Source organism: Flavobacterium johnsoniae (assembly GCF_001879205.1).
GTDB classification, from domain to species: Bacteria; Bacteroidota; Bacteroidia; order Flavobacteriales; family Flavobacteriaceae; genus Flavobacterium; species Flavobacterium johnsoniae_A.
This window is the reverse complement of record NZ_MLFK01000010.1, coordinates 393,865-417,250: the sequence shown is the minus strand read 5'-3', so window position 1 is coordinate 417,250 and position 23,386 is coordinate 393,865. Positions and strand designations below refer to the sequence as shown.

Annotated in this window: 25 protein-coding genes; 21 read left to right on the top strand and 4 right to left on the bottom strand. The window is 41.8% G+C overall.

Features of this window, described 5'->3' with window-relative positions; genetic code table 11:
* Positions 1-6: 6 nt before the first annotated feature.
* Positions 7-3,030 (bottom strand): SusC/RagA family TonB-linked outer membrane protein, encoded by a 3,024-nt coding sequence (locus tag BKM63_RS20700; protein ID WP_071638470.1) that lies wholly within the window; start codon positions 3,028-3,030, stop codon positions 7-9.
* Positions 3,031-3,499: 469 nt separating this feature from the next.
* On the opposite strand from BKM63_RS20700, the gene BKM63_RS20695 reads away from it, so the two are divergent.
* On the top strand, positions 3,500-3,760 hold the full coding sequence (locus tag BKM63_RS20695; RefSeq protein ID WP_071638469.1) for a helix-turn-helix domain-containing protein: 261 nt from the start codon (positions 3,500-3,502) through the stop codon (positions 3,758-3,760).
* Between the two features lie 110 nt (positions 3,761-3,870).
* Here BKM63_RS20695 and BKM63_RS20690 read toward each other — a convergent pair whose 3' ends face one another.
* Entirely contained in the window at positions 3,871-5,568 is a 1,698-nt protein-coding gene (locus BKM63_RS20690; protein WP_071638468.1) for a hypothetical protein, read from the bottom strand.
* Between the two features lie 328 nt (positions 5,569-5,896).
* Here BKM63_RS20690 and BKM63_RS20685 point away from each other — a divergent pair, with 328 nt between their 5' ends.
* The 4 genes from BKM63_RS20685 (at position 5,897) to BKM63_RS20670 (ending at position 9,271) form a co-directional block, all read left to right on the top strand.
* Complete coding sequence (locus BKM63_RS20685; RefSeq protein WP_071638467.1) at positions 5,897-6,589, top strand: hypothetical protein; 693 nt, start codon at positions 5,897-5,899, stop codon at positions 6,587-6,589.
* Between the two features lie 281 nt (positions 6,590-6,870).
* A complete protein-coding gene (locus tag BKM63_RS20680; protein WP_071638466.1) occupies positions 6,871-7,755 on the top strand; it encodes a helix-turn-helix domain-containing protein in 885 nt (294 codons plus the stop codon).
* Positions 7,756-7,787: 32 nt separating this feature from the next.
* The gene (locus tag BKM63_RS20675; RefSeq protein ID WP_071638504.1) at positions 7,788-8,972 is read left to right on the top strand and encodes a hypothetical protein; all 1,185 of its coding nucleotides are present in this window, start codon (positions 7,788-7,790) and stop codon (positions 8,970-8,972) included.
* Positions 8,973-9,070: 98 nt separating this feature from the next.
* The gene (locus BKM63_RS20670; protein ID WP_207539288.1) at positions 9,071-9,271 is read left to right on the top strand and encodes a YqaE/Pmp3 family membrane protein; all 201 of its coding nucleotides are present in this window, start codon (positions 9,071-9,073) and stop codon (positions 9,269-9,271) included.
* Between the two features lie 91 nt (positions 9,272-9,362).
* On the opposite strand, the gene BKM63_RS20665 is transcribed toward BKM63_RS20670, so the two are convergent.
* Positions 9,363-9,803: a hypothetical protein gene (locus BKM63_RS20665; RefSeq protein WP_071638464.1), complete on the bottom strand. Its 441-nt coding sequence runs from the start codon at positions 9,801-9,803 to the stop codon at positions 9,363-9,365.
* A 63-nt stretch (positions 9,804-9,866) separates the two neighbouring features.
* A complete protein-coding gene (locus BKM63_RS23480; RefSeq protein ID WP_242661205.1) occupies positions 9,867-10,085 on the bottom strand; it encodes an RHS repeat domain-containing protein in 219 nt (72 codons plus the stop codon).
* A 151-nt stretch (positions 10,086-10,236) separates the two neighbouring features.
* Between BKM63_RS23480 and BKM63_RS20655 the strand changes: the two genes are divergently transcribed.
* The 16 genes from BKM63_RS20655 to BKM63_RS20580 all read left to right on the top strand — a co-directional run bounded on the left by BKM63_RS20655 (position 10,237) and on the right by BKM63_RS20580 (position 23,330).
* On the top strand, positions 10,237-10,683 hold the full coding sequence (locus BKM63_RS20655; protein WP_071638463.1) for a hypothetical protein: 447 nt from the start codon (positions 10,237-10,239) through the stop codon (positions 10,681-10,683).
* A gap of 201 nt (positions 10,684-10,884) precedes the next feature.
* The gene (locus BKM63_RS20650; protein WP_242661207.1) at positions 10,885-11,151 is read left to right on the top strand and encodes a DUF4134 domain-containing protein; all 267 of its coding nucleotides are present in this window, start codon (positions 10,885-10,887) and stop codon (positions 11,149-11,151) included.
* A 10-nt stretch (positions 11,152-11,161) separates the two neighbouring features.
* A complete protein-coding gene (locus BKM63_RS20645) occupies positions 11,162-11,473 on the top strand; it encodes a DUF4133 domain-containing protein (RefSeq protein ID WP_071638461.1) in 312 nt (103 codons plus the stop codon).
* Between the two features lie 33 nt (positions 11,474-11,506).
* A complete protein-coding gene (locus BKM63_RS20640) occupies positions 11,507-13,975 on the top strand; it encodes a TraG family conjugative transposon ATPase (RefSeq protein ID WP_071638460.1) in 2,469 nt (822 codons plus the stop codon).
* Positions 13,976-13,990: 15 nt separating this feature from the next.
* Entirely contained in the window at positions 13,991-14,671 is a 681-nt protein-coding gene (locus BKM63_RS20635; RefSeq protein WP_071638459.1) for a conjugal transfer protein TraI, read from the top strand.
* A 23-nt stretch (positions 14,672-14,694) separates the two neighbouring features.
* Positions 14,695-15,309 carry a hypothetical protein gene (locus tag BKM63_RS20630; protein ID WP_071638458.1) on the top strand — a complete coding sequence of 205 codons (615 nt, stop codon included), beginning with the start codon at positions 14,695-14,697 and terminating at the stop codon, positions 15,307-15,309.
* 9 nt (positions 15,310-15,318) lie between these two features.
* Positions 15,319-15,954, top strand: a complete 636-nt coding sequence (locus tag BKM63_RS20625; protein ID WP_071638457.1) for a hypothetical protein — start codon at positions 15,319-15,321, stop codon at positions 15,952-15,954.
* A 4-nt stretch (positions 15,955-15,958) separates the two neighbouring features.
* On the top strand, positions 15,959-17,158 hold the full coding sequence (gene traJ, locus BKM63_RS20620) for a conjugative transposon protein TraJ (protein ID WP_242661204.1): 1,200 nt from the start codon (positions 15,959-15,961) through the stop codon (positions 17,156-17,158).
* A 19-nt stretch (positions 17,159-17,177) separates the two neighbouring features.
* On the top strand, positions 17,178-17,798 hold the full coding sequence (gene traK / locus BKM63_RS20615; RefSeq protein WP_071638455.1) for a conjugative transposon protein TraK: 621 nt from the start codon (positions 17,178-17,180) through the stop codon (positions 17,796-17,798).
* A gap of 6 nt (positions 17,799-17,804) precedes the next feature.
* Positions 17,805-18,053, top strand: a complete 249-nt coding sequence (locus BKM63_RS20610; RefSeq protein WP_071638454.1) for a hypothetical protein — start codon at positions 17,805-17,807, stop codon at positions 18,051-18,053.
* Between the two features lie 7 nt (positions 18,054-18,060).
* The gene (gene traM / locus BKM63_RS20605) at positions 18,061-19,353 is read left to right on the top strand and encodes a conjugative transposon protein TraM (protein ID WP_071638453.1); all 1,293 of its coding nucleotides are present in this window, start codon (positions 18,061-18,063) and stop codon (positions 19,351-19,353) included.
* 12 nt (positions 19,354-19,365) lie between these two features.
* Positions 19,366-20,214 (top strand): conjugative transposon protein TraN, encoded by an 849-nt coding sequence (gene traN, locus BKM63_RS20600; protein WP_071638452.1) that lies wholly within the window; start codon positions 19,366-19,368, stop codon positions 20,212-20,214.
* A 69-nt stretch (positions 20,215-20,283) separates the two neighbouring features.
* Entirely contained in the window at positions 20,284-21,336 is a 1,053-nt protein-coding gene (locus BKM63_RS20595; protein WP_071638451.1) for a hypothetical protein, read from the top strand.
* Positions 21,337-21,414: 78 nt separating this feature from the next.
* Positions 21,415-22,221 carry a hypothetical protein gene (locus tag BKM63_RS20590; protein WP_071638450.1) on the top strand — a complete coding sequence of 269 codons (807 nt, stop codon included), beginning with the start codon at positions 21,415-21,417 and terminating at the stop codon, positions 22,219-22,221.
* Positions 22,142-22,510 carry a hypothetical protein gene (locus tag BKM63_RS20585; protein WP_347512152.1) on the top strand — a complete coding sequence of 123 codons (369 nt, stop codon included), beginning with the start codon at positions 22,142-22,144 and terminating at the stop codon, positions 22,508-22,510. Before BKM63_RS20590 ends, BKM63_RS20585 begins: the two co-directional genes overlap by 80 nt.
* Positions 22,511-22,862: 352 nt before the next feature.
* Positions 22,863-23,330 (top strand): YcxB family protein, encoded by a 468-nt coding sequence (locus tag BKM63_RS20580; protein WP_071638449.1) that lies wholly within the window; start codon positions 22,863-22,865, stop codon positions 23,328-23,330.
* The last annotated feature ends 56 nt before the right edge of the window (positions 23,331-23,386 follow it).

Here is a 23,386-nt window from a genome sequence, read left to right as displayed (position 1 = left end):
ATGAGTTTAAAAAGTTAGCTGGATCCCTGCGGTGAAAATTTTAAGGGGAGGAAGAAATCCGTATGCGGTAAACTCAGGATCTCCGTATTTGTATTTTGTGAAAGTCAAAAGGTTCTGGCCCTGAAGAATAATTTTACAGCTGGTCTGCTCCAGATGCAGCGGCAGCTGATAAGTCAATGCGATATTTTTTAACCGTATAAAGGAAGAATCCGATAGCAGTGCATCACTTTCCGAATAATAAAAGTCAGCATTTACAGCCTGGCTGTTTTTCCCTGTTGTATAAATCTGGTATGGCGTCACGTCTCCAGCATGCTGCCAAGCATCAGCAGCTCCGGCCAGCTGATTGGACATGAGTCCGGCGGCACCCATTGGCGTGAGACGGTTTTTCTGTTTGGTAAACTGAAATAAAAAATCCAGGTTCCATTGTTTGTATGACAGCTGGTTTTGAATCCCGCCGTAATATCTGGGATTCAGACTTACTGCCTTCTGCCTGTCCAGAGGATAAGAGATTTTATTGTCTGCATTCAGGTCTTCAAATTCATAAATACCGGTCTGGGGATTCACTCCCTTTAACTGGTAAACCAATGCGATATTCAGCGGATGTCCGATGCGGTATTTCTGGCTGTAGGTGGAGCTCTCAAGACCTGCAAAAGAAACCAGCTTGTTTTGGGAGAAAGTCAGATTCAGATTCGTCTGCCACTGGAAGTTTTTCCTTTTTATGTTCACGGTGCGAAGTGTCAGTTCCAGACCTGAATTTTCAACTTCGGCATCCAGATTTGCCTGCACGGCGGCAAAGCCCGTCACGCCGCTCAGGGGAATGCCGACAAGCTGATTAGAAGAGCGGTTTACATACCATGAAGCAGTGGTAAAAATCCGGTCGTTTAAAAATCCTGTTTCAAGCGCCAGTTCCAGTTTTTTATTGATCTCCCATCCAAAGTCCGGATTAAAAAGCCGGGATGGCTGCATGCTTACTGTTCCGTTATAAATAATTCCTGAGGAGGTGTAGGTATCAATGAACTGATAATCTCCAATCTGGTCATTTCCGGTAGTGCCGTAACTGCCGCGTACTTTTCCAAAACTGAGCCAGGAACTGTTTTTCAGGAAACTTTCGTTGGAGAACAGCCAGGCAGCTCCTGCCGCTCCGAAAGCAGCAAACCGGCGGCCGGGACCGAATCTGCTTGAACCGTCACGTCTTGCTGTCAGGTTTATGATATAACGCTGTTGGAAACTGTAATTCAATCTGGCAAAGAGCGCCTGATAACGGTATTGTATTTCGTCATCTCCCAGTACGGTAATGGTTTTCGCCGCGGCAAGATTATAAATTAAGCTGTTTGAGGTGAATCCTGCGCCGGACTGATAAAGTGTGCTGCTGTTCTGGTTCTGAAAGGTAGCTCCGGCTAAAAATCCGATTTTGCCAAAGTACAGCTCTTTTTCCCAATTGATCTGAGGTTCTATAATCCACGTTGATCTGTTTGTTGTATTGCTGAGGAGGGAGGAGCGCGAACTGCTTACATTATATATTGGATTATAAATAGTGGATGGAGAAATGCGGGTTTCCAGAGTCTTTAGATCTGTATATCCAAAGCTGCTTTTAAGGGTCAGGCCGGGAGTTATTTTATACGATAAGGTGGTGTTGGCGACAAAATCTTTCGTTTTGGCCTTAAATACAGCATTGAGCATTGCCAGAGGATTCTGCCAGGTTTCGTTTTCCCAGTTTAAACTGCCGTCTGCCTTATGCAAAGCGGGGGCATTTGGAGCTAAACTCTGCGCAGTATAGGTAAGTTCAGCAGCTGGAAGATTGCTGTCCTGTATATTGTAGGTGCCCGAAAAATTAATTTGGAATTTGCCGTCTGTAGAGAGGTGATTCAAATTAAACTGGACACCTCCCTTTTTATATTTAGAATCCCCTGCATATACAGTCGTTTCCTGATGATAGTTTCCGCTGAGTAGAAATTGTGTTTTTTCAGAACCTGCAGAGACTGATCCCTGCATGTCATTAATCTGGGAGGTTCCGCCCATTAGTTCTTTCTGCCAGTCGGTATAACGGTTCTGGTTCCATTTTCCATTAATATCGTAGTCTGCGGCTCCATATTGGGAGATACCGTCATTTAGAAATGCCTGTTTTCGCATAGACAGGTATTGTTGCGTGTTCATGAGTTTCATGAACTTAGTCGCTTTTCCTGCTCCGGCTGAACTTGAAAAAGTAAATTTAGTGCTTCCCGTTTTACCTTTCTTTGTGGTTATAAGCACCACACCGTTTGCTCCTCTGGAGCCATAAATGGATGTTGCATCAGCATCTTTCAGTACTTCAATGCTTTCGATATTATCAGGATTAATATTGTTCAGAGGGCTTGTACTGCTCGGATAGATAGTAGAAGTCTGAGAATATCCTATAGGATCTGAAGAGTACGGGACACCGTCAATAATATAAAGAGGATTATTGGCAGTGGAACGAAGACTGTTCTGTCCTCTTATTTTGATGTCAAACCCTCCGCCCGGCGCACCTGTTGTCTGGGTGATGCTCACTCCTGCCATACGCCCCTGCATGGCGGCAAGAATGTTGGTGACAGGCTGGTTTTCGATATCTTTTGATGTGATACGCGCAATGTTTCCGGTGCGTTCGCTTTCCTTTACCGTATAATAACCCGCATTGATTTTTACCTCCTGCAGTGTTGTGGTGTCATACTGGAGTTTGATGTCAATTTTGGCACGTCCCTGGACAGGTATAAATGTTTTTTTGAATCCTATAAAAGATACAATTAAGGTGTCATTTGGAGATGCCGTAAGAGAGTATTGGCCGTTATAATCGGTAATGGCATTGCTGCCCGCTTTGCTTTTTAAGGCAATTGTAACACCAGGAAGAGCAGTAGTGCCGTCAGTTATGGTTCCCTGAACTTGATGCTGTTGTAAAAGAGCGTGCAGAATCCGTTCGGGATTTTTAGCAAATGATGATGAAAAAGACAGCAGTATGCTTGTAAAAATTAGGCAATAAAGAGCTTTTCCATCCTTGTAAAATGAAAAATAATTCATAATATTGGGATTGGTTAGTTAAATGGGAATTTAATTGGCTAAGGTCCTCTATGGTTGTTTGGTGACGAAATAGAGGGCTTTTTTTGTGCTTTAAAATTGTTCTTTACATAAAATTGATTTGTAAACATTCGGTACTGAAAATAAAAGTACGCTAAGAATAATAAGTGAAAGTTTATTGCATAAAAAAGGCATGGAACTCATCTTATTGCACTAGAGGTATTGGCCATACCTTACCACGAATAAGTGAGCCCACGCCAATGACGTGAGCATCTTGCTTATTCTCTCGTGGTAAATGAAAAGGCCAATTTTCTAGTACGAGATTCAAAGCGAATGCTTCTATTTTTTTATAAGAAGTATCGCAAATGTAAATAATTATGGAACAAATATAACAAAAAATATCTTAAGTAGTATTTAAATACTACAATATTTTTTTGATAAAAACTGAAATTACATGTTCTAAATATTTCAAATGGAGAAAGAACAAGATAACAGCTTTTTAATATTGTTTGGCAATAATCTGCAAAAGTTTAGAAAAGCTAAAAAACTGAGCTATAGAAAACTTGCTCAATTATGTAATGTTGACCACAGTCAGATAAGTAAAATTGAAAAAGGACTGAAAAGTGTTCAACTAAAAACTATTTTTGACTTGGCAAGAGCATTAGATGTTCACCCAAAAGATTTTTTCGACTTTGATTTCGATTTAAAAGATAATAAAATTTTAAAACAGTAGGGTAGAGGCTAATAAATTTAATTAAGTGAATAAAAGATAGTAATTTTTAACTACAGGAGAAAAGTAAAAAGTTAAAAATCATATCCTAAATATAATGCGTGATAAGGCAATTATTTTTTTTCTTTTTTTATCTCTTCAATGAAATATTGAGGTGTAATTCCTGTTTTGGTTAAAAATGCATTCTTAAAGCGTTCTGTAGTGCTAAAGCCAGCTTCTTGGGCTAATGCTTCATAGGTATAGATTCTGAACTTGGATTCCGTTCGCAGCAGCGTTATAATATACTCAATGCGAAGTCCGTTAATATAATCATTGATTCCTTTTTCCCTCGAATAGCCGAGGATACCGGATAAGTACTTAGGATTTGTTTTAAAAGCAGCTGAAAGACTGGTGAGATTCCAGTCCTTTTCCAAAAATCTTTTGTTTTTTTCAAAATTTTCAAGTTCTTTTATCAGTAATGTGACTGTTTCAGGACTGATGTTTTTTAAAGGATCTTTTATGGTTCTCGTTTTTGGTGGTCTAATTTTCGTATCATACTCTTCCATAAGAAGCTGATATTTCTTTTTATTTATTTTATCGGTTCTTTTATGATAATAGGTAAAGCCTGCCAAGATGGAGAAGAGTAAAAAGATTATTACTGCGAATATAATGTCATAATTTTTTTCCCATTTAAGAGCTGCTGTCATAGTCTCATTTTCCGCTTTTATTCGTTCTTTTTCAAGCAGGAGTTCTTTGGTATCATACTGTTTATGAATTTTTCCGACTATGTAGTTGTTGGTTTCTGTCAGCAGGGTGTCTGCTTTTAATAGCTGATCAATATAATAAAGCTGTTTGTTTAAATCCTTTTTGGTTTTATAAAAGCTGATCATTAGTTCGAAAGTCTGTCTCAAATCAGGTCTTATGTATTTTTTATCGGTGAAGATTTTATCTACAAGTTTGAAATAGCTTACTGCTTTTTCTTTTTGATGTAATGACCAGTAGTTCTTACCAAGATAAAAGTACCCAACAGCTTCATTTCCAAAGTCATTATTTTCTTTAATAAATTCAATTGAGGATGAAATATTTTTAATAGATGTACTGTAATTCCTTTGAAAGAATTCATTGATTCCTTCGGATTGTATAAAGTAAGGGATCATCTCATTGATTTTTCTTTTCCTGCTTTCTGAAATTCCAAGCTTGTTAGTTTCCGAACTTTTGCCATAATCTCCCAATTTTGTATAGCACAGTCCCAAGGAATGCAGCGAATTAAGATAGGGTCTTGCTTCATCCTGTTTGTAATAATCCGCGCATTCTTTCAGAAGTGAAACCGCTTCGTTATAAAAACCGGCGTATAACTTAGAGAGGGCAATACAGTATTTAACTTTATGGATTAAATACTGATTTTTAGTTTGGGAAATATAGCCGTTTGCAGTAAGATAATTGTCCATGGCAGGCTGATGCATTTTTAATCCATAATAAACAGTTCCTTTACTAAGGTAAGCAGAGCCTATGAGTGCATTGTCAGCTGACTTTTTTGATGTATAGATCATGCTGTCTGCATAAATGATTCTCATATTTCCAGTTGCAATTAACATCAGGTTTTGGTAGCCGTTTACTATTTCTTTCCAATTGTGCTCTTTTTTTGCTTTATGCAGAAATGCATATGCATATAATGATGCCGTAGCACTGTCTTTTTTAAGTTGGTAAAATCTTTTGTCCAGATAATCGTAATTTTTGATTTGAAGCGAATCGGGAATTTCAAAAACGTTTTTCTGGGCATAGACTAAGTAATAAAAGAGAAGAAAAAATAATAATAATGTTTTTTTATTCATGGTTTAATGATTAGCGGTGAAGCGATATTAGTAATTCGGTATTTCTGGATTAATTGTCGGAAAAATGTTACTTTAAATTAGTGTAAAATTAGTATAAACCTTTGAATTTTAGATTATTGTGTATTAAAAATGCACTACGGATTTCTCGAAAATCCATAGTGGAAATGCGGAAAACCCGCAGAGGTAAGCTTGTGGGAGATTTTTAAGCAGAATAGATTTGCCATGAATTCAAAAGCAAAATGTCCGGCAGGGTGCCGGATAAAAGTTCTGCTTATCCGGATGAAATGAACTGGGAAGAAATTCCCATTCACATTCAAACCATTTAATCATGAAAACCACTTTATTATGCATTATTACTGCTGTTTTTTTTAATTCATGTTCTACTGAGGAAGATTTTGAAACTTTAGCAGAACAAACTAATACAGTTCATTTATCAGCTCTTAAAAATTATTTTCCCGCTAATTCTTCTAATCCTTTTGATTTAAAAGGAAAGAAAATTTACGATGCCTTGAATGATTATTACGAGAATAATAAAACTGTTAATTCTACAGCAGAACTTGCTGATCAAATCAGATGTATTTCTGAGAAATTTAATGAGAAGGGAAGTTGGTCCAGCAGACTGATTCCTTTTACGGATGAGATGGTTGAATCCATTATGGCTGATCCTGATAACAGCATGATTACGATTGTAGAGAACAGCAGCCTGCAGACTTATGCAAAGACAAGTTTGATTACTTTTCTGCAGAACTTTATCATTAAGAGACAGCAGCAGTTTAATATTACTTATAGCTATATTGCTGGATATGAATCGAATGTACTGGATGATGCCGTTTTCACAACCGAAGAGAGAGAAACTGTCCTAACTGTCACATCTATTTCTCGATATTCCCTCTATTCTGAAGAAGAACGTAAAGATAAAGACTGGGATATTTTAATCGGAAATAAGCCGGTTAAAAGATTCTTTAAATCAGGTGAAGCGGCGCTTATTTCTGTAATAGCACTGCTGGAAGGACTTATCTAATTATAATATAGTACTAATTTATCTGGAAATGAAACTGTCTGTTGTTTTGTATGTATTACTGCTTTTCTTTAATCTTTTTAGTCTCTATTTTATGATTGATTTATTTATCTGTAACGGAACAGAAGACTTTTTGAGATATGATCACAGAAGATTTATGTTTTATATTCTCTATGTGACCCTATTTTTAAATCTTTATTTTTTATGTTATATCGCCATTAAAAAAAGATTTGAAGACTGACAGGACAGTTTCATTTTAGTTATCCAAACAACTGGTTTGTGTTATGCTGAAAGATTTGATTGACATTGAAAGAATAGAATTGTCTGGGCAAATGTTTAAAATTTATTTTGTAAAAAAATATGCTGCCAAAACGGCTGCTGATGAAACTTTTGTGATTCATAATCCGGTGCTGCTTTTAATGAAATCCGGCAGTTTTAAAATGCAGATAAAAGAGGTCAGCCGTGAGCTAAAGGCACATGATCTGCTGATACTGCCTAAGAATGCCTCTTTTTCAAAAGTAGAGGCAGGAAATAAACTGCAATTTTTTTTGATTACTTTTTCGTCTGAAATAAATGGACGCGGTTTTATGTATAACCAGAGTGATCTGTTATCATCGAATGGCGGAAACCAACCCGCAAAGATTAGTCTGGATGAAAATGATTACAGGGTGCTTTCTTTAATCTGCAGACTGCTGTATGCTGAATTAAGTAATCATTTGTCCAGTGAATTTGAAATTAAACTGCAGCAGATCAGTTTAAACCTGCTTCTTTTTGAACTGAACCTGATAAATGCCAAATACTTGTCGGCAGGTGATATGCATTTTTCAAGATCAGAAAGTTTAGTTTCCCATTTCCTGGCAGTTTTATCCATACACTGCCGCAAGCATCATACGGTTAAGTTTTATGCCGGTGTGCTGTATGTAAGTGCTGAACATTTGAGCAAGATGGTGAAGGAGGTTACAGGGAAAACCGCCAAGAAAATTATTACGGAAGCTGTTCTTTCAGAAGCGGCGGGTCTTTTGGAGAATCCGAATCTTACCATGACGGAAATAGCGGAGGAACTGGAATTCAGTTCAGCGGCTTCCTTCAGTATCTTTTTTAGAAAATCAATGTTCTGTACCCCATCTGAATACCGTAAGAATACTATCGAGAGATTTAAGAGTTGTTAGTCTTAACTGTTAACTTCAATTAAAACATGAAAATGATGAACAATAACTATCCTTTAGAATGGCTGGATGCTTTGATACTGGTGCATTTAAACCCCAATAAAACAGATCTGTGCCGATTATCAGAAGCTGAACTTGCCGTTATTTCAGAACATGTTGTAAAAGAGTCCGGCCGGATTCAGGTCCGGATTAAAAATGAAATTTTTGTGCTCAGACGAAAAAGGCAGATCCGCCTGCTGGTCAGAAAGTATCATTCCACACTAATTTTTCTGCTCGATACAATGGTGGAGAATTACAAATGCAGTGTATTTCAGCAGCCCCTGCTCGCGGTTTCAGCTGAGCTTGTAATTAAATGTCTGGATGATCTGCTGTCATTTTTAGAAAAAAGGTTTTCAGGTTATTTAAGTTTAGATGAAAGGGTGCCGGCAACCTATCTTTTAGTATCAAGAAAAGAACTGCAGCTCAAATTAAAAAAACTTCTGAAAATGAAAATGGAAAATGAAGAAAAGAAGCAGGTTTTAAATACAGTGCTGGCGGAGCTGGAAGGCGGTTTTTCTATGCAGGAAAGGGACAGGAAAACTTTCCGCCAGATGCTCTATGAAAGAAATCTTTTAAATGAATTGGAACAGATGAATAATTTAGAAGACCAGGGACTTTTCTTTATGCTCGATCATACGCTTATAGGGCTGAATTTTAATAGTCCGGTTTATATAAACCTGCTCACAAAACGTCTGGCCTGTAAAGTGGAGATGGAGGAAGATCTGGCTGGAAAACTCAATCTGCTTTCTTATTATTGGAAGGAATTCAATCAGATGCACTGCAGTGAGAAACTGTTTTTTAAAGCAGAGGCCCAGCATCTTAAAACATCTCTGGGAAACTGGTTTGTCCATGAGATGCGGCATCTGGAAAAACAGCTTGAAATTGCAGCAGTTTCCTCTAAAGATGCCGCCGGAGAAGAAAAAACGCAGAATAAGCTCCAATGTGACCTGTCTGCGGATCAGATCGGCATTATTCTGCGTGCCGCCGATGAAGCGCGGGTGGTGAAATCCAGATCCATGAGTCTTGTTTTTCAAAGGATAGTGCCTTATCTGTCAACTTCTTTTAAAAGAGATTTGTCTTATCAGTCAGTCAGAAGCAAATCCTATAATGCAGAGGAGAATGATAAAAACATAGCCATTATGACCCTGGAGAAAATGATCAAAAAAATCAGGTCCTATTGAATTTTAAATTATTGCTGTAAGTTCTGAAACAAAATAAGCTTACTGCAGTCTTATAAGACAAAGATGTTTATAAATATTAACTATATATTGTAAAAACCATGATGACTTTAATTGCTATATTTTTTCCTTCTCTGTCGTTTCTTCTTCGTGGAAAACTTTTGACAGCTCTGCTGTGTCTGATACTTCAGATTACCCTGATCGGATGGATACCGGCTGGAATCTGGGCAGTAGTTTCCCTGCAGAATTCCAGAGCGGAAAGAAGGAATACAAAACTGCTCAGGGCAATGAGATCGAGATAAATACTTTCCTTAACTAAAAAAGCCTCTGAAACTCTTAAGACTTTCAGAGGCTTTTTAATGGGATTTGAATTCTGCTTGTATTTCCGCCTGATTATTCTTCGCTGTATTTGAGTGTAAAGTCAGTTCTTTGAAGCTCTTTTACAGTGATGTCAAATCGCTTGAGCGTTGAATTGTGCTCTACAACTTGCTGCCATGTTTTCTTGGAAACGGCGGCAGAATCAAATACAAAAATATAAAACTGCTTTTCGGGGGGGTAAAGGCTTTCAACGCACATGGGCTTACCGCCTCCGGTGAATCTGATTGTACCTGCTTCTATGGTTCCGCTGCCCGCATTGGCAGGGGTAGGTTTAAAGTACGGATCGGTCCTGATATCCCTTACAGGGATGACTGAATCTTCTGCAGTATACAAGTACAGCACTTTAGAGGTATTGTTTTTAAATTTGATTTTATAATGACAGTTTTTGCTGTCTTTTGGTTCCTGGCAGGAACCCAGTAAAATCAGTGCGGTAAAAAAAGATAAGATGCTTTTCATTGTTCAAATTTAAAATTTTATTGTATCACTGTCAATATAGGAATCCGTTTTCGGAGCCATTTCTCAAGAAAAAGATCCAAATATCTTATTTAAAAATTCTCCCGACTGGTCGCTGTATTTCAGCGGATTGTTCAGTGCATAACTGTATCTGTTGTAATTCTGAACATTAAGAGGAGCCTGAATGTTATTATCGGGCTGCAGGAATCTGTGGATCTTAGGATCGTAAAGTCTTCCTTTCATATTGATAATATTGATGGACTGAAGGGTGCAAAAAGATATCATTGTTTCATTTTTTAGGGTACAGCTGGGTACAAAATAAGTTGTACTTGCAGCAGGACTATTCATATTGTTACTTTGACACAGAATTTAAAACCTGCAGGAAATACTAATGCAGGAATGAATGATGAAGTTAAATGATTAAATACTGAGCCAAATGATTACAAATATTTCATGGTCAGCTTATCTGGCCGCTGTCAGCTTAATAATGTTTATATGGTATGTTTTACTGCTCTTTAGATTTAAACACAGGGCGATTAAAAATTTTATTTCCGGGAGATCCAGCTGGAGGGCTGAGTCTTTAAAAAAGGAAAATAAAAAAGCCGGCCCTTTTTCAGAATACAAAGAATCTTTCAGCACACTCAAAGATGCAGAGGAACTGCATAACAGGCTGTCGGAGATTTTTACTCAAAGTAATGCCGGAGGTTTATCAAAAGATGTATTCCAGAATTACATCCGCTTTGTTCTCTCGGAGTATCCGTTTGTCAAGCAGTCTGAGCTTCGCGGGAAAATTAATTCTCTGACGGTTCTCCACAGTGAGAAGTATCCTGAATTATTGCTGAGCTATGCAGAAATGGACAGCTTATGGGATGAGAAGGGGTAAGAAAATAAGCAGAGAAATTTCCCCTGTTCAGTCTAATGCGGTAGGGCGGAAGTGACAAGAAAATAGATAGCGGTACAGCGGTAATTCTCTGCTTTTATATAAAGTAACAATCTAATAAAAAAAATGAAGATGAAAAAATGGAATTGGAAATTAAAGTTTTTCTGGAGAAGGATCACCCGGCTGCATGCTTCACTGCTGCTGATGCTGCTTTTCAGTGTAGGCGGCTATGGCCAGGACGGAGTGGCGGGAATCAATGAGGCCAACCAGAAGGTGAGAAGTTATTTTGACGCCGGCACCGAACTGATGTATGCCGTGGGTGCCATTCTGGGACTTATAGGGGCGGTGAAAGTATACCAGAAATGGAATGCGGGAGATCCTGATACGGGAAAAGTGGCGGCCGCCTGGTTTGGAAGCTGCGTGTTTCTGGTAGTGGTGGCAACTGTGATTAAGTCCTTTTTCGGAGTCTGAATCTGATAGGATGAACAGTGTATACAAGATCAATAAAGGAGTCAATAAAAGCATCGAATTCAAAGGATTAAAAGCCCAGTATATCTGGTATCTGGCAGGAGGCGCAGTGGTGCTGATGATACTCTTTGCAGTGCTTTTTATTGCAGGTGTTCCTTCTCTTATCTGTGTGGGATTTATAGGAACTGCAGGCGGTTTTCTTGTTTTTAAAATATACAGGATAAGCAGTAAGTACGGAGAACATGGGATGATGAAAGCCCTTGCTTCTCGGAAGGTTCCAAAATGCATTAAAGTATGCAGCAGGGGGATTTTTATCAAGATGTAGCTATAGGACGTTAATTGTGACAAAGAAGAAGTGATGGAGAAGAGGATCGAAGAGATGCTGCCGGTTATGGCAGTGGAGCATGACTGTATTGTATCCAGGCAGGGAGATATAACGGTGGTATTCAAAGCGGAACTGCCCGAGATTTTTACGCTCTCCGACCAGGAGTACGAAGCTTTTCACCAGTCATGGATCAAGGCTGTAAAAGTGCTGCCGGAGTTCTGTGTTTTCCATAAACAGGACTGGTTTTTAGAAAAAAGGCATAAAGGAGATTTTACAGACGCAGAGAGCAGTTTTCTAAGCAGAAGCAGCGAGCGGTTTTTCAACGAAAGGCCTTTTCTGGAGCATTCCTGTTATATCATGCTCACTAAGAAGCCCCGGGGAAGGAAGAATTCCAGTTCTTTATTTTCAAGCCTTATAAGAAATACGCTGGTGCCAGAAGAAACTTTAAACGCGCAGCTGCTGCAGGATTTTATTGACTGCGCCGGACAGTTCAAGAGAATAATGGAAGACAGCGGTTTTGTTTCCCTTACCCGTCTGAAGAATGATTCGCTTAGAAGTGATAGCAGGAGAATCGGGCTGGTTGAGCAGTACTGTTTTTTATCAGAACGCGAAGATTCTTTTCTTTTCAACGATATTAAATTCGATCAGGGACTCACAATAGGGGATAAACACTGCCAGCTTTTTACCCTTGGGGATGCGGCGGACCTGCCGGGATTATGCGGATCGAGGATCAACTTTGACCGTTATTCAACAGATAAAACCAAATTCAGCATTGGTTTTGCCTCCACTCTCGGCCAGCTGTTATCCTGCAGCCACATCTATAATCAGTATTTGTTTATTGAAGATGCGCAGAAAACGATCCGCAGGCTCGAAAGCAAAAGACTTCGTCTTCAGTCTCTGTCTGCTTACAGCAGGGAAAATTTAATTGCAAAAGATGCAGCAAATGATTTTCTCAATGAGGCCGTAGCACAGCAGAGACTTCCCGTTAAGGCGCATTTCAATGTGCTGGCCTGGAGCACGGATAAAGAAGAGCTCAAAGACATTAAAAATAAAGTATCCTCGGCCCTGGCGCAGATGGATGCGGCCGCTAAGCAGGAAACAGCCGGGGCGCCTCAGATTTACTGGGCGGGCATGCCGGGCAATGCGGCTGATTTTCCCATGAATGACACCTTTGATACTTTCACCGAGCAGGCTGTCTGCTTTTTGAACATGGAAACAGGATATAAATCTTCTCTGAGCCCCATGGGAATCAGGCTGGGGGACCGGCTGACAGGCAGACCTGTGCATGTGGATATCAGCGATGAGCCTCTAAGGACGGGGATCTGCACCAACCGAAACAAGTTTATACTGGGCCCCTCGGGCAGCGGCAAGTCCTTTTTTACCAATCATATGGTGAGAAGTTATTACGAGCAGGGCGCCCATATTGTGCTGGTGGATGTGGGACACAGCTATAAAGGGCTCTGTGATATGGTGGCAGGCTACTATTTTACTTATGATGAAAAAAATCCGATCCGTTTTAATCCCTTTTATATCTCTGAGGGAGACACTCTGGATACGGAGAAAAAAGAAAGCATTAAAACGCTGCTTCTGGCACTCTGGAAAAAAGACGATGAGACCTTTAACCGAAGCGAGTATGTGGCCTTATCCAATGCGCTTCAGCTGTATTACCAAAAGCTGGATGCCGATACAGAAATCTTTCCCTGCTTTAACAGTTTTTACGAGTTTCTCAAAGATGATTTTGTTTCCATCCTGGAAGGTGATAAGGTGAAGGAAAAAGATTTTGACATTACTAATTTTCTGTATGTTCTAAGGCCTTATTACAAAGGCGGTGAGTTCGATTACCTGCTGAATGCCTCGGGGAATCTGGAACTTTTAAAGGAAAGGTTTATTGTATTTGAACTGGATAATATAAAGGATCACCCGATCCTATTTCCAGTGGTCACCATCATTATTATGGAGGTTTTTATCAGCAAGATGAGAAAGCTTAAAGGCATCCGCAAGATGATACTCATTGAGGAAGCCTGGAAAGCCATTGCCAGGGAAGGAATGGCCGACTATATTAAATATTTGTTTAAGACTGTGCGCAAGTTCTTCGGAGAGGCTGTAGTGGTAACACAGGAGGTGGAAGATATTATTTCTTCTCCCGTGGTCAAGCAGGCCATTATCAATAACAGTGACTGCAAAATACTGCTGGACCAGAGCAAGTACCAGAATAAATTTGACCAGATCCAGGAACTCCTGGGGCTTACCGATAAAGAAAAGGCACTGGTGCTCTCGGTTAATAAAGCTAATGACCCGGATAAGAAATACAAGGAAGTCTTTATCTCCCTTGGAGGCATGCTTTCCAAGGTTTACAGGACAGAAGTGTCCCTGGAGGAGTATCTGGCCTATACTACAGAGCAGAGCGAGAAGGTGAAAATGAATGCCTATGCGGCAAAGTTCGGCGGAGATATTAAAAAAGGAATAGCTGCAATGGCCCGCGAAATGAGAGAAGCACATTAAATTGAAAGAGAGAAGATGAAAAAGAAATTAATTGCCTGCATGGTCTGTCTGCTTCTGGCCGGCACTCCGGCAAGGCCCGCAGAAAGCGCGGCACTGCCCATACTGGAGATAGTAAAGACAGTTGCCAAGAAAGTAATCAAAGCCATTGACCTTCGGATCCAGAAGCTGCAGAATAAAACCATCTGGCTCCAGAATGCCCAGAAACAGGCGGAGAATGTGCTTTCAAAACTAAAGCTGGATGAAATATCGGACTGGACCCGGAAACAAAAAGAACTGTATAAAGGATATTATGACGAACTGGCTGAAGTAAAATCTATTATCACTTATTATCAGAGGATAAAAGAGATTACTAAAAAACAGGCCGGACTGGTTCAGGAATATGAAAGGGCGTGGAATCTTTTCAGGCAGGACACTCATTTTACGGCTGGCGAAATCCAGTACATGAAGCATGTGTATTCAGGGATTCTGGGAGAAAGCCTGAGAAATATCGACCAGATTTTCCTGATACTGGATTCTTTTGCCCTTAAGATGAGCGATCTGAAAAGGCTCGAGATGATCAATACAGCGGCAGATCAGATCGATGATGCTTATGACAGCCTGAGGCTCTTTAACCGTCAGAATGTGCTGCTGAGTCTTCAAAGGGGCAGAACAGAGGCCGAAGTGAATCAGATCCGAGAGTTTTACGGAATTCCCTGACAGAGAAAATAAAAGAAAAAACAATGAAAAAGCTGGTGTTATTATTGTCTGGCGCACTATTACTTAGCCAGGGCATTCAGGCTCAGGCCAAGCAGAGAAAGGAACTCCTGCTTCAGATTGGAGCGCTTCAGGTTTATATGGATTATGCCCGAAAAGGTTATCGGGCTGTATCGGAAGGACTCAGTTTCATAGGAGATGCCAAGAGAGGAGAAGTGAACCTGCATCGGGATTATTTTGCCTCGCTTCTTAAGATTAATCCCAAAGTCAGGAATTATTACAAGACTGCTGAAATTATATCCCTGCAGCTTGAAATATTGAAAACCTGCAGAAAAACGCACGCTGATCTGAAATCTTCCGATCTGTTTCACGGAGATGAGCTGGATCATATCCGGCGCTCTTTTGAAAGACTTCTTGACCACTGCAGCCGAACGCTCGATGAGCTCCTGATAGTTACTTCGGATGCGGCACTGGAGATCAGAGACGACCAGCGCACAGCACGCATTGATGCGCTTCATAAGGCGATGATGGAAGATTATGATTTTTGTATTTCTTTCAGCAGGGAAGCCGCACTGCTGTCAGTTTTGAAAGCGGCTGATAAAAAAGAATCAAAACATGCCGGTGTTATTTACGGATTATAAACAGACAGAATGAAAAAAATAGTAATTACAGCATTGTTTGTCTTTGCGGGTTTAATGCCTCATAAGGCAGGGGCCCAGTCTGCAGAAATCCAGCAGCTCATTTTAAATATTGAGAAACTCTCCCAGTTTAAGAAGATTCTCAGTGATATGAAAAAGGGATACGAACTGCTCTCGGGAGGTTATAAAACCGTTAAAGAAATGTCCCGGGGAAACTTCAGTCTTCATAAAACTTTTTTAGATGAACTCCTGCAGGTGAGCCCGGCGGTGAAGAATTATAAAAGGGTGGGGGATATTGTAAAATTTCAGATCCTTCTGGCCCGGGAAAGCAGAGAGGGTCTTTCCAGATTTATCAAAAGTGAAAGTTTCAGTGCCGGGGAGATAAGCTACTTCCAAGAAGTGTATGATAATCTGCTCAATGAGAGTTTACGAAACCTTGATGAGCTCCTGATGGCGGTGACAGCTGATAAACTCCGGATGTCGGACGATGAAAGGCTTCAGGCGGTGGATGCAGTTTATCTGCAGATGCAGGATAAGCTTTTATTCCTGCGCAGTTTTAACAGGCAGTACAGCGTGCTGCTGCTGCAGAGAGCCGCAGAAACCCAGGATGTGTATGCTTCGAGAAATCTTCACGGATTAAAAAATTAAAGTGATGAAAAGATCTAAATTCTACAGAAGAGTGTTTTATATGGCTGCTGCAATGCTGGCGCCTTTCTGCCTTCAGGCCCGGGGTGCGGGTGATGAGATGCGGAGCCTGCATGCGGTTCTGGAACAGCTCTATGATGAGATGATGCCCTTATGCAGTAATCTTTTAGCGGCGGGGCAGGGCACAGCGGGGTTTGCTGCGATCTGGTATATTGCCTCACGGGTGTGGAAACATATAGCCAATGCGGAACCTGTAGATTTTTACCCGCTCTTCAGGCCTTTTGTGATCGGCTTCTGCATTATGATTTTTCCCTCGGTGCTGGCTCTTATCAACGCGGTTATGAAACCTGCCGTTACCGCTACGGCTTCCATGGTTACGGGCTCTGATAATGCCGTGGCGGTGCTTTTGAAAGAAAAAGAAAAAGCGGTAAAACAAACCAACCCGTGGAAAATGTATGTCGGGGCCTCGGGAACAGGGGACCGTGATAAATGGTATAAATACACGCATGATGAAGATCCCTCCAGTGAGGGCATGCTGGCCGGCATCGGCAACGATGTCAAGTTTGCCATGGAAAAAGCGTCTTATAATTTCCGGTACTCGGTAAAGGAATGGATGAGCGAGGTTCTCAGGCTTTTATTTGAAGCTGCGGCGCTCTGTATTGATACTCTGCGGACTTTTCAGCTGGTGGTGCTTTCCATTCTGGGGCCTCTTGTTTTCGGACTGGCCGTTTTTGACGGATTCCAGCATACACTCACTGTCTGGCTGGCCCGCTACATCAATATTTATCTCTGGCTTCCCGTTGCCAATATTTTCGGCAGCATTATAGGGAAAGTGCAGCAGCTCATGCTTAAACTGGATCTGTCTCAGGTGCAGAGCACAGGGGATACTTTTTTCAGCAGAACCGATACGGCTTATCTTATTTTTTTAATCATCGGCATCATCGGTTATTTTACCGTGCCTTCTGTTGCCAATTATATTGTTCATGCCGCAGGAGGAGATGCCCTGGGACAGCGCGTTACGAGTTTTTTCGGGGGTACGGCCTCAGCGGCGCTCTCTGCTGGATCAAAAGGGGCCGGGATGACGGCCGATGCCATGGGAAATGCCCCGGGCAGGATGAGCAGCAGCATGGAGTCTTCAGCGGGAAGCTCTCCTTATTTTCAAGAGAAAGAGAATTATCTGGGAGACAGGCTCAAAGGGAATTCATAACAACTTTAAAAAACGCATCATGTTTACTAAAATGAAAAATATAGATACCGCATTCCGGCATATAAGAGGATTTACCATGCTGGTTATTGCAGGCTGTATCATTATCTGCTGTCTCACCCTTTATAAAAGCTTTGAATCGGCAGCCCTTATGCGGGACAGGGTGTATATACTGGCTAACGGAAAGGTGCTGGAAGCTTTCGCATCCGAGCGCAGAGATAATCTGGAGGTGGAGGCCCGGGATCATGTAAAGACCTTTCACAGGTTTTTCTTTACCCTTGACCCAGATGAAAAAGTAATTAAAAACAATGTGGCAAAAGCGCTTTATCTTGCCGATGACAGCGCCAGGAGAATGTATGATGATCTGAGAGAAAACAGTTTTTATTCCGGCATTATATCGGGAAATATCAGCCAGACTATTCAGATTGACAGTGTATATGTTGATACCCGGGAGCATCCCTGCCGTTTTAAATGTTTTGCCAAACAGCAGATCATACGCACAACAAGCATAGTGAAGAGAAACCTGGTCACAGAAGGGAGCCTGCGCAATGTTTCAAGAAGCGATAATAATCCCCACGGATTTTTAATAGAGCGGTTTTCTATCATTGAGAATAAAGATTTAACCGTCCAGAACAGAAAATAAACCAGTATGAAAAGAGCATTAAAGAGAAAGGGGCTGTTTTTTCTATTCGATAAATACTGGGTGAATGTCCGCGATAGATGGGCGCAGAAAATGAATGCTTTAACCCAGGGGCTCTCCAGGGGAACCCTGATCTGCCTGCTGGTTTTATTTATACTCTCTGCCGCGGGTTACTTTATCTGGAATATCTACGCATCGTTTGCGCATCATGCGGAGGCAGGGAAAAGGGCGGGAACACAGACCATTAATTTAAAATAGTAACACCATGGAACAAAAAACACTATCACCTAAAGAAGTTCAGAAAAGAAAAATGCTTCTGGTGCTGCCTGTAATAACGCTTCCTTTTATAACCATGCTGTTTTATGTGCTGGGAGGAGGAAAAATGAACGGCTCAGAGGCAGAGCATCACAGCGGGGGAGGATTCAATTTTAAGCTGCCAGTGCCTGCATTTAAGCAGGATTCCGCCCTTGACAAGATGAGTTATTACACTCAGGCGGCCGCAGATTCCTTAAGGATTGAAGAACAGATTAAAAAAGACCCCAATTATGCTTTCCCAAGCGCAGCGTCCCGGCCGCTGCCCGGCATGGAAGAGACTGATTTTGAAATGCAGCGTTTTTATAAAAAGGGACAGGGACTCAATATGGTTTCTCTTCAGGACCAGAAGCAGCAGCAGGTGTACCAAAAGCTCCGGGCGCTTCAAAAAGCAGTCAGCCGGCCTTCTGAGCCTGATAAGTACGGACAGGAAATGCGGGAATTTGAAAATTACGGCTCATCAAAAGAGCTTTCGGGGCAGATTCAGAATTTAGAGCAGCTGATCTCCGGGGCGGGGGAGCCGCAGCAGCCTGATCCGGAGCTCCTGCAGCTTGGCGGCATGCTTGAGAATATTCTCGATATCCAGCATCCCTCAAGGGTGGAGGAAAGGTTAAAGAAGTCTTCTGAGAGCAGAAAAGGAAAAAGTTTTACAGTCAGCCCTAAAAAAGAAGACGACAATATTACTTCTCTTCAGCGCGGTATCCAGCCGGCGGATGATTCAGCAGTGAATTCATTTTATCCGGCACAGGAGCCTCTGGCTGGGGGTCACAGCGTAAATGCTTTTGAGGCGGTAATGCACGAAACCCAGACCATTGCCGGGGGATCAGTGGTGAAGCTCAGGCTGATTGTCGATATAATGCTGCAGGGAGTCCTTATTCCAAAGAATACTTTTATATACGGCACGGCCGCTTTAAAAGGGGAAAGACTCCAGATAAAGATAGAGAACATCCATTACCGCGGTTCTATTTTTCCGGTCGATCTCTCAGTGTATGATATCGACGGTATACAAGGGATATACATTCCCGGGGCCCTGGGCCGGGATTCGGCTAAAGCATCAGCTGACCGCTCCATTCAGGCTCTTGCACCTGCGGGGCTCTCAGATTCCTGGACAGCGCAGGCAGCCGGCATGGGAATCGAGGCGGCCAAGGGCCTTATGAGCCGGAAAGTGAAACTCATAAAAGCCGTGGTTAAGGCCGGCTACAGGGTGCTGCTCTATGATGAGAAACAAAACAATTTCACTAATTAAAAAGCTCTAAAGATGAAAAATAATAAATGGATCCTTGTGTGCTGCTTTTTGATTACAGCGGGATTATGCCCGGCCCAGATCAGTAAAAAGTCTGTTGTTTTGGCCCCCGGCGAGTTCAAAAACCTGCACATTGCCTATTCTAAAACCACAAGCATTGTTTTTCCATATGCCATTAAAAGCCTTGATAAAGGCAGCGAAGAGGTTCTGGTGCAGAAAGCCAGAGCAGTGGAAAACGTACTGCTTTTAAAGGCTGCAAAACATCATTTTGCGCAGACCAATCTCACGGTGGTCACCGCAGAGGGCCGGCTGTATGTTTTTGTTCTGAACTATGAGGAGGCCTGTCCTGATTTAAACCTTCAGGCAGATAACAGCGCCGCGGTCCATACTGAGATTTTGTTTTCACTGGATAATGAAAACCAGAAGAAAATACAGCAGTATGCCCGGCTTGCCTTATCGAAAAAGACAAAAGCAAAAGGGCCCCGGTCCCGCAGATTTGAAATAAAACTCACCGCCGGCGGGCTTTTCATACATCAGGATATATGGTATTTGAGACTTGCCGTGGACAACGCTTCAAAAATAAATTATGATATTGACCAGCTGCGTTTCTTTATACGCGACCAGAGAAAAGCAAAGCGCACCGCATCGCAGGAGATAGAATTAACACCCTTGTATTCAACCTGCGACACAGCGGTAATTCCAGATAAATCAGAAGTAACAGCCGTGTATGCCTTATCAAAATTCACCATTCCGGAGAAGAAATGCCTCACCATCCAGCTTATTGAAAAGAACGGCGGCAGGCAGATAGAAATAGATGTAAAGAACAGTGATCTGCTAAATGCGGATGTCCTCAGCAGCCTGTAAATCCACAGGCCCGGCCGCGGCATCCGGGAGTACGGGCCGGATTTTACCCTGGCGTAAAAAATTAAAGATATGGATTTAGAGCATGCCAACAGGCTGGAAATTGAGGCTGCCCAGCGGGATGCCGCAGAAGAGAGACTCCGAAAACTATTCCCGGGAAGCCCGTCAGCGGAGCGGTCTCTGCTGGGAGAGAAACTGCGGTGGTCTGAAAATATGCTGGCAAAGTACAAACACACACACCATCCCCAGGAGCGCGCCGCACTGCAGATTATCAAAAATGAACGGCGCGGCATACTCAGGAAGCTTTATCCAAATCCGCTGGCGTATTTTCTTTATAAGATCCTGCGAGTGCTTATACTGGAGAAAGCGCAGGCAGCCATGCACAGGAGAGAGGAATTAAAAAACCGCAGTTATTTAGAAGAGAAACTCTCTGAAGCGGGCTTTAGGGAGGCATTTGAAAAAACCCGGCGCTACATGGCGCTGGGGCAGATCAAATTCACTGTGCCGGTTTCTTATTACCTTAACGAGACACAAAGAGCAGACCATTCTCTTTATTTCAAAAAGGATGCACGCGGCTATTACCGTTTTGAAGGTTTTACGGCAAGGCTTTACGATTCCGGGCAGCCGTTCGCAATGAGAGAGCACTATTTTGATGCTGCTGAAAAAGGCCTTTTCAGCGCTGTGAAGGCCTGTAATTTATTATCAGGCCGGGCAGTATTTGATCAGGGAAGCTGGAAACAGTTTGACCTTGAACGAAGAGATGCCGATGGAAATTACCCCGTAAAAGAATTCCGGGAAAATTACGGCTGGGACATTGAAAAAGAAGTCTCTGCACTGCCTTTAAAGATCCCGGAGCACTTACAGGGCGGCTCTTTGATTGAATGTCTGAAGCAGGGCGGCAGACAAGATGTGATTTTAGTCGGTCATGAGAAGCAGCGCAGGGTGTTTATCGAAGCAGCGCCCCAGTATAAAACGCTTGTTTTTTATAATGAAAATCTAAAGAAAATCCCTCGGGGCAGGGTGCAGGCAGCCGGCAGAGAGAGAGAAGCGGGACTGCAGAGAAAGAGCCCTCATCAGCAGACAGCGCCGGTTTTAAAGGCCCGGGGCAGAAAAAAAAGTCTTTAAAACAGCATTTCAAAGATAAAAACCGCCGTGATTTCCCAGCGGGAAAAATGTAATTAATAATCTTAAAAATCTACTATTATGAATGAGAACAATTTTGAGTACCTGCGCAGCCAGCTCAGGTATACCGGATTTGGAGAGGCATTAGAGATCGAACTCAGAGAAAAATTAAAACAGAACCAGCCGGATTTCACCCTTTATCATGAAACTTATCCCGAGGACCGCGTGGCCAGAACCACCCTTAATTTCACAAGGGCAAAAGAAGGGGATATGTATTTTTTTAATTCCTATAAAGTCGAGATGCAGAAAGAGGATATCTCCAATGTTTTAGAGCATACCTTCTATATTGACAGGACAGGCACCTTTACGATGAAAGAAGCCCAGAACCTCATGCTGGGAAGGGCCGTAAATAAAGATTTTACCAGCCGCGAGGGGCAGTCCTACAATGCCTGGGTGCAGATGGATTTCAAAAATCCCGATGAGAATACAGGCTTTAAAATCAATAAATACCATCAAAACTACGGATATGATCTGGAGTTGGTCCTTGAGAAATATCCCATTGCGGGAATTGAAGATGCATCTTTCAGGGAGAACCTGATGCGCTCGCTGCAGAAAGGCAGTCTGCAGGAAGTGGTTCTGCTCAGGCAGGGAGAGCACAGCAGGCATTTCATTGAAGCCTGCCCGCAGTTTAAAACGATCGGAATCTATGACGCGGATATGAAAAAAATGGACAGCAGGCTCTTAAAAGATGTAAAGCAGATAGAGACAGTTTATGAGACAGTGGGTGATATTAAAAAAAAAAGCGCCGATGCAGGGCTTAAATCAGCAGAGCAGCAGCCGGCCGGTGAAACTAAAAACAGAAGACAGAGAAGATCCCCGAAGCTCTGAGAATAATAAGCAGCAGAATCTGCTCTGTGCTTTTTTTTCAGCCGCAGAGAAGGATTACCGCATCAGCAGCACCCATCTGGGAATATTTGCCGCCCTTCTGCACTGCAGAGAAAAACAGGGATCAGCCAATCCGGTGCGCGCCTATGCCTGCCAGATTATGGAAATTTCAAAGATCTCTTCCCCGGCCACCTATCACAAACACATAAAGCAGCTCAGTGAATACGGCTATCTGCGCTATGTGCCTTCTTTTAAGAAAAACAGGCCGAGCTGTATTTACTTCCTGGATTAAACAAAGGCCGGCTCTGCAGCAGTGGGTTTTTATCCAGGAGAATTTGAAAGTGAAGCTGAAAGGCATAAAAGCAGAAGGCAGGAGCTGCTGTTTTTATGCGGCGTTTTACATGTACAGAAACCCGCATTTCTGCATTTTTTCAGATGCCTGCATAGTAAATAGGATTATAGAAATTAAAAATGCCTTATTCTGATATTATTATGTCTCACAAAGGCATGCGGGGTGATTTCTGAGATCTAAATTTGCAGTTCTTCCTGCAGGGGAGAATTCTATAATACCCCAGAATATGAATAGTCCTGATTTTTCGGTGCAGTTTAACTTGAATTTTTGCGAAATACAAAAGTTGAACAAGATGTATTTTAAAAATATTTATAAAGACCGCATTTTACTCTCTGCCTCGGCAGTCCTGTTTTCCATTATCATCTCTGATTTAAATGGCGGCCATGATTTAATTGAATGGATAATAAGAAGTTTAGTGCTTATAATACTTTTTTTAATGGTGCAGTATTCTTTTGTTAATGCGGTGAGTAAAATGCTTTTCAGGCTCTGGGCAGAACTGCTGAAATTTAAGAGTTTTGCCTGTAAATACCAATTAAGCTTCACCGGGTCCGTGATCCGTATACATTCTCCATTGGGGAATTTTACCCACAGCTGGAGCAGAATAGAAAAGGCAGTGCTTACAAAGGATTTTTTATTTCTCTATGTTAAGGATCAAAACGGATATATTATTTCTATTTCTAAGAGCTGCAAAGGGGGAAGAAATATCAGGGAGCTGATTTCTTTTGTAGAGCACAATGTAGCCGATGTGGTGAGGGTGTGAAAAAAGACATTACACTGGAATTTAGGCCTCTGCACTGTAAAGAGCGGAGGCCTGCT